The following is a 16,972-nucleotide window of genomic DNA, read 5'->3' as shown; positions in this document are numbered from 1 at the left end:
TAGCTCCACCTACGGGGTCGACCTCGCCGGGTGGTCCGCTCCCCCGGGCCCGGCCTACCGTTCCCCCATGCCCTCCCCCGCTGCCCCTCCCCCTGGCCTCCTGCCCTCCCCGGGCCTCCGGCAGGCGCTGCGGCAACGCCGCTACGTACGCACAGCATGGCCGTGGCGCGCCACGCTCTACCTGCTGACGAGCGTGCCTCTGGGCCTCGCCACACTCACCGCGCTTCTCCTCCTGGCCGTCGCGGGCAGCGCGCTCACCGTGATCCTGATCGGCATCCCGCTGCTTCTCACCCTCGTGCTCGCGGGCATCCCGGTCTCCTCTCTGGAACGGCGCAGACTGCGGCTGGTCGACCCGCGGCCCCTCGCCCCGGCACACCACGAACCGGGCGGCACCGGTCTCCCGTCGTGGTTGCGCACCCGCCTCCAGGAGCCCGCCACCTGGCGGGAACTGGGTTACGCGCTGCTGTTCGCCCTGATCCTGTGGCCGCTGGAGGCGCTGGCCGTGGGCACGGCCCTCGTCGTCTGCGGCGGGCTGATCGCCGCCCCCGTGATGCTGGCGGCGAGCGGCGGCGAAGAGGCCCGCGTACTCAAGATCTGGCTGATCGACAGCTACCCGCCCGCCTTCGCCGCGCTGCTCGCCGGACTGGTGCTGCTCCCCCTGTTCGCGTATCCGCTCGGTGTCCTGGCGGCCGGCCGGGCCGCGCTGACCCGGCAGCTGCTCGCCCCGCCGGCCCCCGGGCTGGACTCCCGCATCCGGGAGCTGGGCCGTTCCCGGATGCGGCTCGTGGACGCCTTCGAGGCGGAACGCCGGCGGATCGAACGCGATCTGCACGACGGAGCGCAACAGCGGCTCGTCGCCCTCTCCATGACGCTCGGCCTGGCCAGGCTGGAGGCCCAGGAGGAACCGCTGGCCGGGCTGCTGGCCAAGGCGCACGACGAGGCCGGGGTCGCACTCGTGGAGATCAGGGAACTCATCAGGGGCATCCACCCCCAGGTCCTCACCGACCGCGGACTCCGGGCGGCGGTGGAGGATGTCGCGGACCGGTCGGTGATCCCCGTGGACGTGCACTTCGACCTGACGCCGGACCGGCTCCCGGAAGCGGTCGAGACGGCGGTCTACTTCGCGGTCTGCGAGGCGCTGGCCAACGTGGCCAAGCACAGCGGGGCGGCCCACGCCCGGGTGAGCGCCCGGACGGAGAAGGACCGGCTGGTGGTGGAGGTGTCGGACGACGGGGTGGGCGGCGCCGGCACCGGTGGCGGTACGGGGCTCCAGGGCGTGGCCGACCGCATCTCGGTGCTCGACGGCCACCTGCTAGTGTCCAGTCCGCCCGGCGGGCCCACGGTGTTTCGGCTGCAGGTCCCCATGTCACCTGCGTATACGAGGACTTGAGCGTGCGGATCGTACTGGCCGAGGACAGTGTGCTCCTGCGTGAGGGACTGATCGGCCTGCTGGAGCGGTTCGGTCATCAGGTGGTGGCGGGCGCCGGCACGGCGGACGAGCTGATCGCGGCCGTGGCCGAACACGCCCCGGACATCGTGGTGACCGATGTGCGTATGCCGCCCGGGTTCTCCGACGAGGGCCTGCGCGCCGCGATCGAGCTGCGCACCCGGCAGCCGGGACTGCCCATTCTCGTACTCAGTCAGTACGTCCAGCGCACGTACGCCGAGGATCTGCTCGACTCCGCCGACGGTACGGGCGTCGGCTATCTGCTCAAGGAACGCATCGGCAACGTCGAGGAGTTCATCGACGCACTGCACCGGGTCGCCGCCGGCAACACGGTCGTGGACCCGGAGGTGGTCCGCCAGCTGATCCGCCGCCGCCGGGACCCGCTCGCCCGGCTGACCGCGCGCGAGCAGGAGTTGTTGGCCCTGATGGCGGAGGGCAGGTCCAACGCCTCGATCGCCGAGGCGATGACGGTCAGCGAGGGCACGGTCAGCAAGCACTTCGGCAGCATCCTCGGCAAGCTCGATCTGTCCCTCGACGACACGACGAACCGCCGGGTGCTTGCAGTGCTGGCGTACCTGCGGGGCTGAGGCACCCCCGGCGACCCGCAGCCGAACCGGGTCGGTGCCCTCCCCCAGCCTCTGACGCCCCGACACATGAGCCCCCGGCCTCGGCCCCAAAACACATTGCGGGACGCACACCCGTACCGCAGGATTCCACGCTGTGACCACAGCCGAGCAGAGCCCGCAGACCTCCGCGTCACCCCGCCCCGTCGCGCTGATCACCGGTGTCGGCCGCACCATCGGGATCGGCGCGGGCATCGCCCGCCAACTTGCGGCCTCCGGCTGGGACATCGCCTTCGCCTACTGGACGCCCTACGACCGGCGCATGACCTGGGGCGAGGAGCGGGGCGCACCCGCCGCCATCACCGAATCCCTCGCCGAGCACGGTGCACGCACTGCCGCGATCGAGGCGGACCTGGTCGACCCGGACGCGCCGTCCCGCATCTTCGACGAGGCCGAACGCCGGATCGGGCCGGTCACCGCGCTCGTGCTGAGCCACGCGGAATCGGTCGACTCCGGCCTCCTGGACACCACCGTCGAGAGCTTCGACCGGCACTTCGCCGTGAACGCCCGCGCCAGCTGGCTGCTGATCCGGGAGTACGGGCTCCGCTTCCGCGCCGCCCCGGGGTCCGGCCGGATCGTCTCCCTCACCAGCGACCACACGGTCGGCAACCTCCCGTACGGCGCCAGCAAGGGCGCCCTGGACCGCATCACCCTGGCCGCCTCCCGTGAGCTCGCACACCTGGGGGTCACGGCCAACGTCATCAACCCGGGCCCCGTGGACACCGGTTGGATGAACGACGAACTCTCGCAACTCCTCGCACACAACACCCCCCTGGGCCGCCTGGGCACCCCGCAGGACACCGCACACCTGGTGGACTTCCTCTGCTCACCACAGGGCCAGTGGGTCAACGGCCAACTGCTGAAGAGCAACGGCGGCTCGGCCTGACCCACACCTGCCCGCCGCGGCCCCTCTTCCCTACCCTCGGCTCATGAACACCTTCCGCGGCGCCGACGGCCGGTACCTGAGGATGACCAACGGCGGCACGGCCGTGTTCGTGGACGTGCTGATGCTCGCCGTCTCGTCGCTGGCCCACGCCCCGTGGGACTTCCGCTTCGCCGCCCTGCTGACCCTCCAGGACCAGAACGTGATGGGCCGCGGAGTGGTCGGCTTCGGCCTCTCGGAGCTCGACTGGGGGGACACCCCGCAGGAGCGGGCTGCCGCCAAGGACTTCCTGCTGCGCGCCCTGGACCTGGCACTGTCCCGCCACCGGTGGGAGGAGCTGACGTACGAGCCGCCCCACGCCGAGGCGTACCTGCGCACGTACCGGTCGATGGTCGAGGAGTTCGACCCTGCGACCGCGAAGGCCGACCCGGACGTCCTGCCCGGCCCGCAGGAGGCGGCGATGGCGTCGTGCGTACGCCACCGGGTGCTGGACGCCCTTCCGTTCTGGGAGGCGTGCGTGTTCTGCACGGCCGGGGTCTGAGGCACGGTGAGCCCAGCAGGGCCTCCCGTTCGCATCAGAGCGCACGAAGTCGTCCGCCGCCCCGGCTCCAGGCCGGGCTCAGGGGCGGCCAGCTCGCTCCGGAGCACCTGCACCCCCGGACATGAAAAAGCCCCAGGTCACGGCGAGTGAGTCCTGGGGCTGATCCGAGCCGCCTTCGGGATTCGAACCCGAGACCTACGCATTACGAGTGCGTTGCTCTGGCCAACTGAGCTAAGGCGGCGCGCCCTGTCGCACCATGGTGCGATCAGCAGCGTCGCCAAGTCTACACAGTTTCGAGGAGTGCTCCGTACCGGCCCGTTCCTCCGCCTCAGCCGCAGGTCAGGAGCACTTCTTGCCGTCGTCCGGCGCGGTGCCCTCCAGCAGGTACGTGTTGATCGCCGTGTCGATGCAGTCGCTGCCGCGGCCGTACGCCGTGTGCCCGTCGCCCTCGTAGGTGAGGAGCGTGCCGGACGAGAGCTGGCCGGCGAGCGACTTCGCCCACTTGTACGGGGTCGCAGGGTCCCGGGTGGTGCCGACGACCACGATCGGGGCGGCGCCCGCGGCCTTGATGGGGCGGGGGGTGCCGGTGGCGGGGACCGGCCAGTAGGCGCAGTTCAGCGAGGCCCAGGCGAAGCCCTTCCCGAAGACCGGCGAGGCCTTCTCGAAGGTGGGCAGGGCCTCGGTGACCGCCTGGGGGTCGGCGAAGGCGGGCGGGAGGTCGAGGCAGTTCACGGCCGCGTTGGCGTACATGAGGTTCGCGTACGTACCGTTCGGCTCGCGCTCGTAGTAGCTGTCCGCCAGGGAGAGCAGACCCGAGCCGTCGCCCGCCTCGGCCCCGGTGAGTGCCTCGCGGAGCTGGGGCCAGGCCGACTCGTCGTACATGGCGGCGATGACACCCGTGGTGGCGAGGGACTCGCCGAGCTTGCGGGACTCACCCGTGGCGATCGGCTTCGCGTCGAGGTCGCTGAACAGCTTCTTCAGGTTCGTCGCCGCGTCGGCGGCGGACGTCGTGCCGAGCGGGCAGTCCGCCTTCTTCACGCAGTCCGCCGCGAAGGACTGGAACGCGGTCTCGAACCCCGCGGTCTGGTCCCGGTTCATCTCGGCCGACGGGAGCGAGGGGTCCATCGCACCGTCGAGCACGAGACGGCCCGCCCGCGCGGGAAAGAGATCGGCGTACGTCGCGCCCAGGAACGTTCCGTACGAGGCACCGACGTAGTGCAGCTGCTCGTCCCCGAGCAAAGCCCGCAGGATGTCCATGTCGCGGGCCGTCTCCACCGTGGACACGTGCGGCAGGATCTCGGCCGAGCGCTGCTCGCAGCCCGTGGCGAACTTCTTGAAGGCGCTGCTCAGCTTCGTGACCTCGACGGCGTCGTCCGGGGTCTGGTCGACCTGCGTGTAGGCGTCCATCTGCGAACCCGTGAGGCACACGACGGGTTCGCTGCGCGCCACCCCGCGCGGGTCGATGGCCACCATGTCGTAGCGGGCGCGGACCTGGGCGGGGTAGCCGATCGCGGCGTATCCCTGGAGATAGCCGATCGCCGATCCGCCGGGGCCTCCCGGATTGACCAGCAGGGAGCCGATCTTCTTGCCGGGGCCGGTGGCCTTCTTCCGGGAGACCGCCAGCTTGATCTCGCCGCCGTCCGGCTTCGCGTAGTCGAGCGGCGCCTTCATCGTGGTGCACTGGAATCCGGTGACACCGCAGTCCCGCCAGCTGAGGTCCTGGGCGTAGAACGGCTTCAGCGCCGCCGGTACGGCGGAGGGCGTGGCCGAGGCCGCCTGCGCGGGCGACGAGGCGCCCGTCGTCGAACTCCCGCCGGTGCAGCCGGAGATGAGGAGGCCGGCAGTGCCGAGCGCTAGGGCGAGGGTGCGGAGCGGGCGCCTGGTGTGCATGTCCGGAGCGTAGCCGCCGGGCGTCGGCTCGTCCGATTCCCTGCTCTTTCGGGTGATTCGGAGATCGGCTTCGGGAGATCCGGTGAACGCTCGGACCGGGCGGCACTCCCGCCGTGCAGCCACGGCCCCGGCCCGTAGCGGAAGCCCCTGCCATGCAGCCATGACCGTGAACCAGGCGGAAGTCGCGCCTTGCAGCCACGACCGTGGATCGGGCGGAAGCCCCCGCCACGCAGCCATCCCCGTGACCCGGGCGGAAGCCCCCGCCGTGCAGCCGGGAGCCGCCGCTTCAGCCCGCCCGCAGCGCCATCGTCATCGCCTCCACCGCGAGCAGCGGCGCCACATTGCGGTCCAGGGCCCGGCGGCAGGCGCTCACGGCTTCGATCCGGCGCAGAGTGCGCTCGGGGGTGGACGAGCGGGCGATGCGGTCGAGGGAGTCCTGGGCGTCCGCGTTGGCGATGGCGATCCGGGAACCCAGCTGCAGGGCCAGCACATCGCGGTAGAACCCGGTCAGTTCGGTCAGGGCCAGATCGAGGCTGTCGCGCTGGGTACGGGTCTTGCGGCGCTTCTGCCGGTCCTCCAGTTCCTTCATCACCCCCGCGGTGCCCCGCGGCATCCGGCCCCCGGCCGAGGCGCCGAGCGCGGCCTTCATGTCCTCCGTCTCCTTGACGTCGACCTCCTCGGAGGCCTGCTTGGCGTCATCGGTGGCGGTGTCGATCAACTCCTGGGCGGCCTTGAGGCAGCCGCCGATGTCCTCGACCCGCAGCGGGAGCTTCAGGACGGCAGCCCTGCGGGCACGGGCCCGCTCGTCGGTGGCGAGGCGGCGGGCCCGGCCGATGTGTCCCTGGGTCGCGCGGGCGGCCGCTGCGGCGCGCTCCGGATCGATGCCGTCACGCCGGATCAGGACATCGGCGACGGCTTCGACCGACGGGGTGCGCAGGGTGAGATGGCGGCAACGCGACCGGATCGTGGGCAGCACGTCCTCCAGCGAGGGCGCGCAGAGCAGCCACACCGTGCGCGGAGCGGGCTCCTCGACCGCCTTGAGCAGCACATTGCCCGCCCCCTCGGTGAGGCGGTCGGCGTCCTCCATGACGATGACCTGCCAGCGCCCGACGGCCGGCGAGAGCTGGGCCCGGCGCACCAGCTCACGGGTCTCCTTCACACCGATGGAGAGCAGGTCGGTACGGATCACGTCCACATCGGCATGCGTACCGATGAGGCTCGTGTGACAGCCGTCGCAGAAGCCGCAGCCCGGCGCCCCGCCCAGGGCACGGTCGGGGCTGGTGCACTGCAAGGCGGCGGCGAAGGCCCGGGCGGCGGTGGACCGGCCGGAGCCGGGGGGGCCGGTGAACAGCCAGGCGTTGGTCATCTTCGAACCGGGCGGCACCGGCTCTCCCGCGGAATGGGCGGTGACCAGCGCGTCGGCGTCCCGGGCGGCGGCTCCGAGCTGGTCCTGCACGCGGTCCTGGCCGACCAGGTCGTCCCATACGGACATGCGTCACCGCCCTTCCGGTGGTGTGCGGCCGCGCCTCCGTTCCGTGGAACGGCGGCGCGGCTCATGGTGCTCCCGTCACGGCTGTCACCGTGACGTACGTCGATCCGGCTTCCCATTGTGGGGGACGGGTCTGACAATCCAGGCAGACGGACGGCGGCGGGCCCGGTCGGCGGATGACCTGACGCCGATGGCCCTGCGCCTGTTCGCGCAGGGCCATCGGTGTACCCGGTCAGCGACGCGGACGGCGCCCCCGGCCCCGAGGCTCGGGGCCCTCGTCGCCGTGGTCGCCGAGCAGCTCGTCCGCAAGCGTGGGCAGATCGTCCAGCGGGGTCTCCTCCGCCCAGTCCGGGCGCGGGCGCCGCGGCCGGCCGGACGGCTCCTGCTGGTCCCGGTCCGCGTGCGGGTCGGTGATCTGCGGCAGCTCGCGGGTGCGCTCGTTCTCGCCCTCCGGCGCGGAGTCCGCCTGCCGCTCGTCCCGGAAGATGCCGCGCGGCACCCGGTCGGCGGGATCGGCGTCCCGTGCGGAGGTCCGCCCGGTGTCCCGTCGCTCGTCCCGTACCGGCGGAAGGACCGCAGTCTCGTCCGCCGCCCCGGGCTGTCCCGGCGCGTCGGAGAACTTCGGGATCATCGCCGTCTCGGCCTCGTCGGACGGCCAGGGCGCCGACGGCGACGCATCGCGGGGCCGGCCGGAACGGGACTCCGGATCCACCGGGGAAGGCACCGGCTGCGTGATCTCGTTCGGGTTGACGATCGGCGTCGGCACCGTCAGCTCGCTGTCCGGCACGGGCGGCGAGGCCGCACGCGCGGCCCGCTCGGCCTCGGCGGCCTCCGCATCGGCTTCGGCCTGGGCCGCGGCCTCCCGTGCGCGGGCGCTCTCCGCAGCGGCAGCCGCCTCGGCCTCTGCCTGCCGGCGTGCGGCCTCGGCCCGGAGCAGGGCCTCCTCCGCCTTGCGCTGCTTCTCCAGACGCCGGGCCTCGGCCTCCTGGCGCAGCCGGGCCTCCTCCTCCGCCTGGCGGCGCAGTCGGGCCTGCTCGGCTTCGCGGGCCGCGTCCTCGGCCTCCACCCGGGCGCGCTCCTCCTCGGCGACGCGGCGGGCCTCCTCGGCGCGCTGCCGGGCCTCCTCCGCCTGGCGTTCGGCCTCGCGTCGGCGCGCTTCCTCCTCCTCGCGGCGCTTGCGCTCCTCCTCCTCGGCACGGAGCCTGGCGAGCTGCTCCTGCCGCTCGCGCTCCAGGCGCTCCTCCTCCGCCTTGCGAGCGGCCTCCTCCTCGGCGAGGCGCCTGGCCTCCTCCTCGGCGGCCTTCCGCGCCTCCTCCCGGGCCTTGACCTCGGCCTCGGAGAGCGGAAGGAGGTGGTCGAGCCGGTGACGCACGACCGTGGTGATCGCCTCCGGCTCCTGGCCGGCGTCCACCACCAGGTAGCGCGTCGGATCGGCAGCGGCCAGCGTCAGGAAGCCGGAGCGCACCCGGGCGTGGAACTCCGGCGGCTCGGACTCCAGCCGGTCGGGCGCCTCGGTGAACCGTTCCCTCGCGGTCTGCGGGTCGACATCCAGAAGCACCGTCAGGTGCGGTACGAGTCCACTCGTCGCCCAGCGCGAGATCCGGGCGATCTCGGTCGGGGCAAGATCGCGGCCCGCGCCCTGATAGGCGACGGACGAGTCGATGTAGCGGTCGGAGATGACGATCGCGCCCCGCTCCAGCGCCGGGCGCACGACCGTGTCGACGTGCTCGGCACGGTCGGCGGCGTACAGGAGGGCCTCGGCCCGGTTGGAGAGCCCGGCCGACGACACGTCGAGCAGGATCGAGCGCAGCCGCTTGCCGACGGGGGTCGCACCCGGTTCACGGGTGACGACGACCTCGTGGCCCTTGGCACGGATCCACTCGGCGAGCGCCTCGACCTGAGTGGACTTGCCCGCCCCGTCACCGCCCTCCAGAGCGAGGAAGAAACCGGTCGCGGCGGGTGCGACCGCCGGGTCGCCACCGCGCAGCGCCTCGCGCAGATCACGGCGGAGCGGCACACCGGAGCGGTCGTCCGTCTTCGCGAGGACGATCGCGGCGACCGGCAGCAGCAGGGCGCCGATCAGCATCAGGGTGAACGCGGCGCCGCCGTGTGCGAAGACGAAGTCGCCCGCGGTCAGCCGGTGGGTACCGATGGCGGCTGCCACCAGCGGGCCGCCGACCGCGCCGGTCGCGATCAGGACCCGGACGACGGCCTGGAGGTGCTCGGTGGTCCGGGCCTGCCGGAGTTCCTCGGTCTCCTGGTCGACGAGCACATGGCCGGTGTTCGCGGCGACACCCGCCGCGTATCCGGCGAGCACCGCGATCAGCAGGACGGTCGCCGTGTCCGGCACCAGGCCCATCACCAGGAGGGCGACTCCGGTGACGGCGGTGGCCAGGGAGAGAAGCCGCCGCCGCGACAGGGCGGGCAGCACCTTCTGGGCGGTACGGATGCCGACGCCCGTTCCGCCGGTGAGGGCGAGGATCAGCAGGGCGAAGGTGGCGGGGCCGCCACCGAGGTCGGCGGCGTGCAGTACGGCGACGGCGGCCGCCGCCGCGATCGCTCCGGCCACCGCGGCGCAGGTCGCGACGATCAGCGGGACGGCGCCGGTCCGGCCCTTGTCCGGTCCGCTTCCGGCGGACGGTCGGCGCAGCCCCTCCAGGGGCGAGCGCGGACGGGGGGTCGGTGTACCGGGCAGTTCCAGGAAGTACAGGGTGGAGATGGAGGCGGAGAACAGTCCGGCCGCGACGTAGGAGCCGAGGGCCGCCTGGTGGAAGGAGAACCACTCCAGGCCCGAGCCCAGCAGATTGCCGATCAGCGTGGCGCCCAGCAGAACGGCCGCGGCGGCGGGAACGGCGGCGAAATCCGTACGCAGGGACAGCCGGCGCAGTGCGTCGAGGTGGTCCGGCAGCGGGCGCACCGCGGCGCCCTCGATCGGCGGGGCGGGCAGCAGCGCGGGCGCCGCACCGTCCTTCGCGATCGTCCACAGGCGCTCACCGGCGCCGGTGACGAAGACGGTGACGAGGATCATCATGAGCGCGTTGTCGGGCGTCCAGTCGATCCACAGCGGCGCGACGACCAGCAGCGCGAGCCGCAGCCCGTCGGCGCCGATCATCAGCCACCGCCGGTCGAGCGGCCCTCCTGGCGCCGTCAGGGTCGTCAGCGGCCCCAGGAGTACGGCTCCGAAGAGCAGGGTGGAAATAATCCGGGCCCCGAAGACGGCGGCGACGGCGAAGGCCGCCCCGCGGTATCCGGATCCGAATGAGCCCTCAAGGACCGCCGCTTGCAGCGACAGCAACACCAGCACGAGAAGGGCGAGTGCATCGCCGGTACTGCCGACGAGCTGGGCGCTCCACAACCGCTTCAGCGGGGGAATACGCAACAGTGCTCGTACGGCGCGCTCGCGTGAGTCTGCGGCAAGTGTGTCGGAGGTGGGGCTCACGACCGTTGGCTGCTCGGCTCGCGTCATCCGCCCAGCCTATCGGGAGCCGGCCGGTGCCCGGGGGCCGCGTCCGAACATACGACCGCAGCCCCCCGCCCCGCCCCCGCCTCCGGCCCCGCCCCACGCGGCCCGACCACCCGCTTTTTCCAGGGCCTCCTGCGTTTGAGGTGCGGGGGTCCGGGGGTGGAGACCCGGGTTTCGGGAACGGGCGGGTAGGGGACAAGCCCGCCTCGGGCGCCCCCGCCCGCCCCCACAAAGCGGCAACGCCGGAGGGGCTGGACACCAGTCCAGCCCCTCCGGCGTTCAGGACCTCGGGCCCCGGTACGGTCAGTCCTCCGCAGACGCCGCGGAAGCCGCCTTCTTCGCGGTCGCCTTCTTCGCCGGAGCCTTCTTCGCCGCAGCCGTCGTCGTCTTGGCCGCGGTCTTCTTCGCAGCCGTCGCGGTCTTCTTCGCTGCGGTCGCCTTCTTGGCGGTCGCCTTCTTCGCCGGAGCCTTCTTCGCCGTCTTCTTCTTGGCGGGCCCCTTGGCACGCTTTTCGGCGAGCAGCTCGTAGCCGCGCTCCGGCGTGATCTCCTCGACGCTGTCGTCGGTCCGCAGCGTGGCGTTCGTCTCGCCGTCGGTGACGTACGCGCCGAAGCGCCCGTCCTTGACGACGACCGGAGCACCGCTCACCGGGTCCGTCCCCAGTTCCTTCAGCGGCGGCTTGGCGGCGGCCCGCCCACGCTGCTTGGGCTGGGCGTAGATGGCGAGGGCCTCTTCGAGCGTGATGTCGAAGAGCTGGTCCTCGGAGGTCAGCGACCTCGAGTCCGTGCCCTTCTTCAGGTACGGGCCGTAGCGGCCGTTCTGCGCGGTGATCTCCACGCCCTCGGCGTCCTCGCCCACGACGCGCGGCAGCGACATCAGCTTCAGCGCGTCGGCCAGCGTCACCGTGTCGAGCGACATGGACTTGAACAGCGAAGCGGTCCGCGGCTTCACCGCGTTCTTGCCGGTCTTCGGAGTGCCCTCGGGCAGCACCTCGGTGACGTACGGACCGTAGCGCCCGTCCTTGGCGATGATCTGGTTCCCGCTCACCGGGTCCGCACCCAGCTCGAAGTCGCCGCTGGGCTTGGCCAGCAGTTCCTCCGCGTACTCGACGGACAGCTCGTCGGGCGCCAGGTCCTCGGGAACGTCCGCGCGCTGGTGGCCCTCGGAGTCCTTCTCGCCGCGTTCGATGTACGGGCCGTACCGGCCGACCCGGAGCTTGATGTCGTTGCCTACCGGGAACGAGGAGATCTCCCGCGCGTCGATGGCACCGAGGTCCGTGACGAGCTCCTTGAGCCCGCCGAGGTGGTCGCCGTCGCCGTTGCCCGCGTCGGAGGCCTTCCCGGCACCGGCCGCGTCGTCACCCTCCTGCGCACCGAAGTAGAAGCGCTTCAGCCACGGCACGGACTGCGCCTCGCCCCGCGCGATGCGGTCGAGGTCGTCCTCCATGCGTGCCGTGAAGTCGTAGTCCACGAGCCGGCCGAAGTGCTTCTCCAGCAGGTTGACCACGGCGAACGAGAGGAACGACGGGACGAGCGCCGTGCCCTTCTTGAACACGTAGCCGCGGTCGAGGATCGTCCCGATGATCGAGGCGTACGTCGACGGGCGGCCGATCTCGCGCTCCTCGAGCTCCTTGACCAGCGAGGCCTCGGTGTAGCGGGCCGGCGGCTTGGTCGCGTGACCGTCGACGGTGATCTCGTCGGCGGACAGCGCGTCGCCCTCGGCGACCTGCGGCAGCCGGCGCTCGCGGTCGTCGAGCTCGGCATTCGGGTCGTCGGCGCCTTCGACGTACGCCTTCATGAAGCCGTGGAAGGTGATCGTCTTGCCGGACGCGGAGAACTCGGCGTCGCGCCCGTCGCTCGCCCGGCCGCCGATCTTGACGGTGACGGAGTTACCGACCGCGTCCTTCATCTGGGAGGCGACGGTCCGCTTCCAGATCAGCTCGTAGAGCCGGAACTGGTCGCCGGTGAGGCCGGTCTCGGCAGGGGTGCGGAAGCGGTCGCCGGAGGGGCGGATCGCCTCGTGCGCCTCCTGCGCGTTCTTGACCTTGCCGGCGTACGTGCGGGGCTTGTCCGGGAGGTAATTCGCCCCGTACAACTGCGTGACCTGCGCCCGGGCCGCGGAGATCGCGGTGTCCGAGAGGGTCGTGGAGTCGGTACGCATGTAGGTGATGAAGCCGTTCTCGTACAGCTTCTGCGCGACCTGCATGGTGGCCTTCGCCCCGAAGCCCAGCTTCCGGCTCGCCTCCTGCTGGAGGGTCGTCGTACGGAAGGGGGCGTACGGGGAGCGTCGGTACGGCTTCGACTCGACGGACCGCACGGCGAATGCGGAGTCGGCGAGCGCGGCGGCCAGGGCCCGGGCGTTCGTCTCGTCCAGGTGGAGGGTCTGGGCGGAGCCGGCCTTGAGCTGCCCGTCAGGACCGAAGTCACGGCCCTGCGCGATGCGGCGCCCGTCGACCGCGCTGAGGCGGGCCGTGAGCGTCGAGGGGTCGGAGGCATCCCCGGTGCGACCGGTGGCGAAGGTGCCGGTCAGGTCCCAGTACTCGGCGGAACGGAAGGCGATGCGCTCGCGCTCCCGCTCGACGACGAGGCGGGTGGCCACGGACTGGACGCGGCCGGCCGAAAGCCGCGGCATGACCTTCTTCCACAGGACCGGCGAGACCTCGTAGCCGTAGAGCCGGTCGAGGATACGGCGGGTCTCCTGCGCGTCGACCATGCGCTGGTTGAGCTCGCGCGGGTTGGCGACGGCTGCCCGGATCGCGTCCTTGGTGATCTCGTGGAAGACCATCCGGTGGACCGGGACCTTGGGCCTGAGCACTTCCTGCAGGTGCCACGCGATGGCTTCGCCCTCGCGGTCCTCATCGGTGGCGAGGAAGAGTTCGTCGGACTCGGCCAGAAGCTGCTTGAGCTTTCTGACCTGGGCCTTCTTGTCGGCGTTGACGACATAGATCGGCTGGAAGTCGTTTTCGACGTCGACGCCGAGACGGCGTACCTCGCCGGTGTACTCGTCCGGCACCTCGGCGGCGCCGTTCGGGAGGTCGCGGATGTGCCCGACGCTCGCCTCGACGACGTATCCGGGGCCGAGATAGCCCTTGATCGTCTTCGCCTTGGCAGGCGACTCGACGATGACGAGTCGGCGGCCGCCCTGTGCGGTCTCGCTGGTCGGGGACAACTTCGCTCTTCTCTCCGGTCGACGCTCGGTGGGCATCAGGGCAGCGCGATGGCGCTGCCGACAGTGCTGTCGCTGCGGAGTGTGACGGTACAACCCGCCCCCGTGTCAAACGGCAAAAGCCCGCAACGGCCACTCGAACGGTAACCCGACTTCCGCCATTCCTGCCGCCCGGCCCGCTCGGCCCGCCGTCGGCACGGCCCCTGCCTGCGGGTTTCGGCGGCGCTGTGGCCGCCCTGCGGACGTGGAGCCCCGAGGGCCGGCAGCCCGGGCGTGTTCCGGGGGTGGGCGCGGGCGGACCGATGGCGGATCCGGCTCAGACGCGGGTGAGGCACCACACCCCGAGGAGGAGGAAAAGTACGCCGAACACGGTCGCGAGTGCGGTGGAAACGGCGGGGCTCACCCCGTGCGCCACCGGCGCACGGTGTAGCACGCGCGCCCCCGTCCAGAGCAGCAGCGCGGCGCCGAACAGTGCGAACACCGTTCCGGCGAGGACAGCAGGTCCGCTCTCCATACCCGTACGCCTCCCTGTCCCCCGGCGCGGCCCGGCACGGTCTGCCCGCCCGGTGCTGCCCGGCTCGGGGGAGGCTTCCACTGCGGAACGTCTCGGACGCGAACTCCGGATGAACAGTCGGGCCGTGGCGGAGGCGTCGAGGTGGGCACGACACCGCGCACGCCAGGTGCCACTTCACGGTGAGCACGTCGCCGCGCTGGGGCGGAACCATGGCCGAATTCACATCCCGGCGAGGAGCGCCGGCCGCCTGCCGCCGCGTTCGAACGCTGCCAGCAGTACGGGGTGAGCAGCACGTACCCGTTCCTGTCGCGCGGTCCGCGGCGAGCGCCCGGCCGCCGGGGCCTGCGCGTCTGCCGACAACTCCCCTGCCGCATCAGCCGCATCAGCCGCATCAGCCGCATCAGCCGCATGCGTCAACGGCAGGACGCCTCCGACGGTGCGCGTCCGTTCCCCGCCGATTCGGGCAGTACCCAAACGGAATCCGGAGACGGCCCACCGGCAGGGCCACAGCGCCTGCGCAGGCGCTGGTGACGAGGCCGCTCCCTACATATGGCAGAGCCCGGCAGCCCGGAGTGGAGCCCGGTCCGGGAGCATTGGCGACGGACGGCACCCCCCGCGGACGGACGTGCCGGCCACCGCGAGACCGGCACGATTCAGACGACGGGCTCCAGATCATCCGGCCATCGGACCGGCCGGGGGCAAGGGCTCCAGAAAGCCCTCCTCGACCAGCAACCGGATGGCCTGCGGGGTGCGATCGCGCAGCAGCACCGGGTCCTCGTTCATCAACTGGGCGATCGCGTCCAGGATCCGGCCGGCGGGCAGCGACCCGTCACACACACCGGCGAACCCGGCACCGACCGCGTCGACCTTCGTCGCACGTCGCATACCGCGGTTCTGACGCAGCACCACGTGCTCGGGATCCTCGGCCCCGGGCAGGCCCACCTGCTCCTGGACCACCTCGGTGGCGAGTGTGAAGTGTGCGGCCAGCAGCCCCGCGTCATCCTGCTCCCGCAGGTAGTCCTGGCGGACGAAGTGCGCCTCGATGGCCGGTCCCAGCGGCTGCTCCACCGCGTGCGGCCACTCCTCGATGACGATCGAGGGTTCGCCGGCGGCGGCCGCGGCGGACTTCCGGAGGGTGATCCAGCCGAAGCCGACCCCCTTCGTGCCGTGGGCCTCGAACTCGTCGAGCCAGGCGTCGTACCGCGCGGCGTACTCCGCGGGGTCCGTCCGGTGGTCCCCGCTGTCGCGCAGCCACAACTCGGCGTACTGCGTCACGTCCTGCACCTCGCGCTGCACGATCCAGGCATCGCAGCCGTAGGGAACCCAGGACCGGAGCCGGTCCTGCCACTCCTCGCCCTCCGTGTGCTGCCAGTTGGCCAGGAAGTGGGCGTAGCCGCCCTCGTTGAGCCGGTCGCCGGTCTGCTGCACCAGGGTCCGGCACAGGTCGTCGCCGGCCATGCCGCCGTCGCGGTAGGTGAGACGGGCGCCGGGCGAGATGACGAAGGGCGGATTGGAGACGATGAGGTCGTACGTCTCGGTGCCGACGGGCTCGTACAGCGAACCCTCACGCAGCTCGGCCGGGGCGGCACCGGACAGGGCGAGGGTCAGCCGGGTGAAGTCGAGGGCCCGTGGGTTGAGGTCGGTGGCGGTGACCCGGGTCGCGTGCTGCGCGGCGTGCAGTGCCTGGATGCCGGAGCCCGTACCGACGTCCAGGGCGGAGCCGACGGACCGGCGGACGGTGATCCCGGCGAGGGTGGTCGAGGCCCCGCCGATCCCGAGGACGACGCCCTCCTCGTGGGACCCGATCCCGCCCGCGCCGCCCACCGCACAGCCCAGGTCGGAGACGATGAACCAGTCCTGGCCCTCCGGACCGCCGTACGGCCGCACGTCGACCGTCGCCCGTACCTGGCCGTCCGACTCGGTCAGCCAGCCGTCCGCCACGCACTCCGCCAGCGGCAGTACGGCGGCTGCCCGCCCGGCGGGAACCGGGCGCTGGAGAAGGAAGAGGCGCACGAGCGTGTCGAGCGGGGCGTCACCCCGGGTGGCCCGCAGCGCCGGGACCGTCTCGCTGCGGGCGAGCGCGGCGTAGGCGGGTGCGCCGAGCAGGTCGAGGAGCCCGTCGGCGGTGAAGGCGGCGGCGAGCAGGGCTTCGCGGAGCCGGGTCGCGTGGTCTGCTGCGGGAAGACTGGTCTTACTCACGTGCACCATTGTGACGGTTCGCACTGACAACGGCAGCGGCCCGGCGTCCCGCGAGGGGCGCCGGGCCGCTCGCGGACCCGCTACGACTTCTTGCTGGGCGAGGCGGACGCCTCCTTGGACGGCGTCGCCGCCTTCGACGCATCGGCCGAGGGCGGCGCCGAGGCCGTCGGCTTCTGACAGCCCTTCTGCTTGGCCATCGCGGCACCGACCTCGCCGGACTGGAGCTTCTTCAGCGCCTGGTCGCCGTTGGTGCTGATCTTGTTCAGCTCGTCGGCGATGCCCTTGAGGCCGTCGGCGAACTTCGCCTGGTCCTTAGTGTCCAGGTCGTCGACCTTCTTCTGCAGATTCGCGTAGGCCACGGAGGAGGCGTTGAGCTCCTTCACCGCCTCCTTCTGCGTCGTCTCGCCGTCGTCGACCGGCGGCGGACCCGCCGAGTCGACGGCCGTGCCCAGCGCCTTGTACGCCTGCGAGATCTGCTGGAAGGCGGCCGAGTCGGTCTTCTGGACGTCGGCGGGCTTGCTGTTGTCGGCAGTCTGCTGCTGGATCGAGGCGTTGGCGTTCGCGATCTTCTGCAGCTGGGGCTGGACCTGGTCACAGACCTTCTTGGCCCAGTCGTTCACCTTGTCGTCGCTGTCGTCGCTGCAGCCTGACAGCGTAAGTACCAGTACCGCACCGCCGGACAGTGCGGCCGCAAGCTTCTTGTTCACCGGATTGGTCCCTTCCAAGGCTCTCGGCCCCGGAACTTACACGCCGAACGC

At 71.9% G+C, this 16,972-nt stretch carries 11 protein-coding genes and 1 tRNA gene; 4 read left to right on the top strand and 8 right to left on the bottom strand.

The genetic code is table 11. The annotated features are described in order from the left end of the window. The first annotated feature begins 67 nt into the window (after nucleotides 1–67). The 4 genes from ABZ434_RS10695 (at nucleotide 68) to ABZ434_RS10680 (ending at nucleotide 3,494) form a co-directional block, all read left to right on the top strand. Nucleotides 68–1,390: a sensor domain-containing protein gene (locus ABZ434_RS10695; RefSeq protein WP_359133975.1), complete on the top strand. Its 1,323-nt coding sequence runs from the start codon at nucleotides 68–70 to the stop codon at nucleotides 1,388–1,390. A 2-nt stretch (nucleotides 1,391–1,392) separates the two neighbouring features. Next, a complete protein-coding gene (locus ABZ434_RS10690; RefSeq protein WP_359133973.1) occupies nucleotides 1,393–2,034 on the top strand; it encodes a response regulator transcription factor in 642 nt (213 codons plus the stop codon). Nucleotides 2,035–2,167: 133 nt separating this feature from the next. Then, nucleotides 2,168–2,956: an SDR family oxidoreductase gene (locus ABZ434_RS10685; RefSeq protein WP_359133970.1), complete on the top strand. Its 789-nt coding sequence runs from the start codon at nucleotides 2,168–2,170 to the stop codon at nucleotides 2,954–2,956. Nucleotides 2,957–2,999: 43 nt separating this feature from the next. Continuing rightward, nucleotides 3,000–3,494 carry a hypothetical protein gene (locus ABZ434_RS10680; RefSeq protein ID WP_359133967.1) on the top strand — a complete coding sequence of 165 codons (495 nt, stop codon included), beginning with the start codon at nucleotides 3,000–3,002 and terminating at the stop codon, nucleotides 3,492–3,494. A gap of 167 nt (nucleotides 3,495–3,661) precedes the next feature. Here ABZ434_RS10680 and ABZ434_RS10675 read toward each other — a convergent pair. The 8 genes from ABZ434_RS10675 to ABZ434_RS10640 form a co-directional block, all read right to left on the bottom strand. After that, a tRNA-Thr gene (locus tag ABZ434_RS10675) sits at nucleotides 3,662–3,735 on the bottom strand. 98 nt (nucleotides 3,736–3,833) lie between these two features. Further along, the gene (locus tag ABZ434_RS10670; protein WP_359133964.1) at nucleotides 3,834–5,384 is read right to left on the bottom strand and encodes an alpha/beta hydrolase; all 1,551 of its coding nucleotides are present in this window, start codon (nucleotides 5,382–5,384) and stop codon (nucleotides 3,834–3,836) included. Nucleotides 5,385–5,670: 286 nt separating this feature from the next. Next, nucleotides 5,671–6,876, bottom strand: a complete 1,206-nt coding sequence (locus ABZ434_RS10665; protein WP_359133962.1) for a DNA polymerase III subunit delta' — start codon at nucleotides 6,874–6,876, stop codon at nucleotides 5,671–5,673. 229 nt (nucleotides 6,877–7,105) lie between these two features. Then, nucleotides 7,106–10,339, bottom strand: coding sequence for a dTMP kinase (gene tmk / locus ABZ434_RS10660; protein WP_359133960.1), 3,234 nt, complete (start codon nucleotides 10,337–10,339; stop codon nucleotides 7,106–7,108). 300 nt (nucleotides 10,340–10,639) lie between these two features. Further along, nucleotides 10,640–13,504: a type I DNA topoisomerase gene (gene topA / locus ABZ434_RS10655; RefSeq protein WP_359133958.1), complete on the bottom strand. Its 2,865-nt coding sequence runs from the start codon at nucleotides 13,502–13,504 to the stop codon at nucleotides 10,640–10,642. A gap of 313 nt (nucleotides 13,505–13,817) precedes the next feature. Then, nucleotides 13,818–14,015, bottom strand: coding sequence for a hypothetical protein (locus ABZ434_RS10650; RefSeq protein WP_359133956.1), 198 nt, complete (start codon nucleotides 14,013–14,015; stop codon nucleotides 13,818–13,820). Between the two features lie 672 nt (nucleotides 14,016–14,687). Continuing rightward, nucleotides 14,688–16,214, bottom strand: a complete 1,527-nt coding sequence (locus ABZ434_RS10645) for a class I SAM-dependent methyltransferase (RefSeq protein WP_359133954.1) — start codon at nucleotides 16,212–16,214, stop codon at nucleotides 14,688–14,690. Nucleotides 16,215–16,294: 80 nt separating this feature from the next. Beyond that, the gene (locus tag ABZ434_RS10640; RefSeq protein WP_359133951.1) at nucleotides 16,295–16,921 is read right to left on the bottom strand and encodes a small secreted protein; all 627 of its coding nucleotides are present in this window, start codon (nucleotides 16,919–16,921) and stop codon (nucleotides 16,295–16,297) included. Between the last annotated feature and the right edge of the window lie 51 nt (nucleotides 16,922–16,972).

Origin of the sequence: Streptomyces sp. NPDC005761 (assembly GCF_040630635.1) — a bacterium.
Lineage (GTDB): Bacteria > Actinomycetota > Actinomycetes > Streptomycetales > Streptomycetaceae > Streptomyces.
The sequence above is the reverse complement of the archived record's forward strand: the minus strand, read 5'-3'. Positions and strand labels throughout refer to the sequence as shown.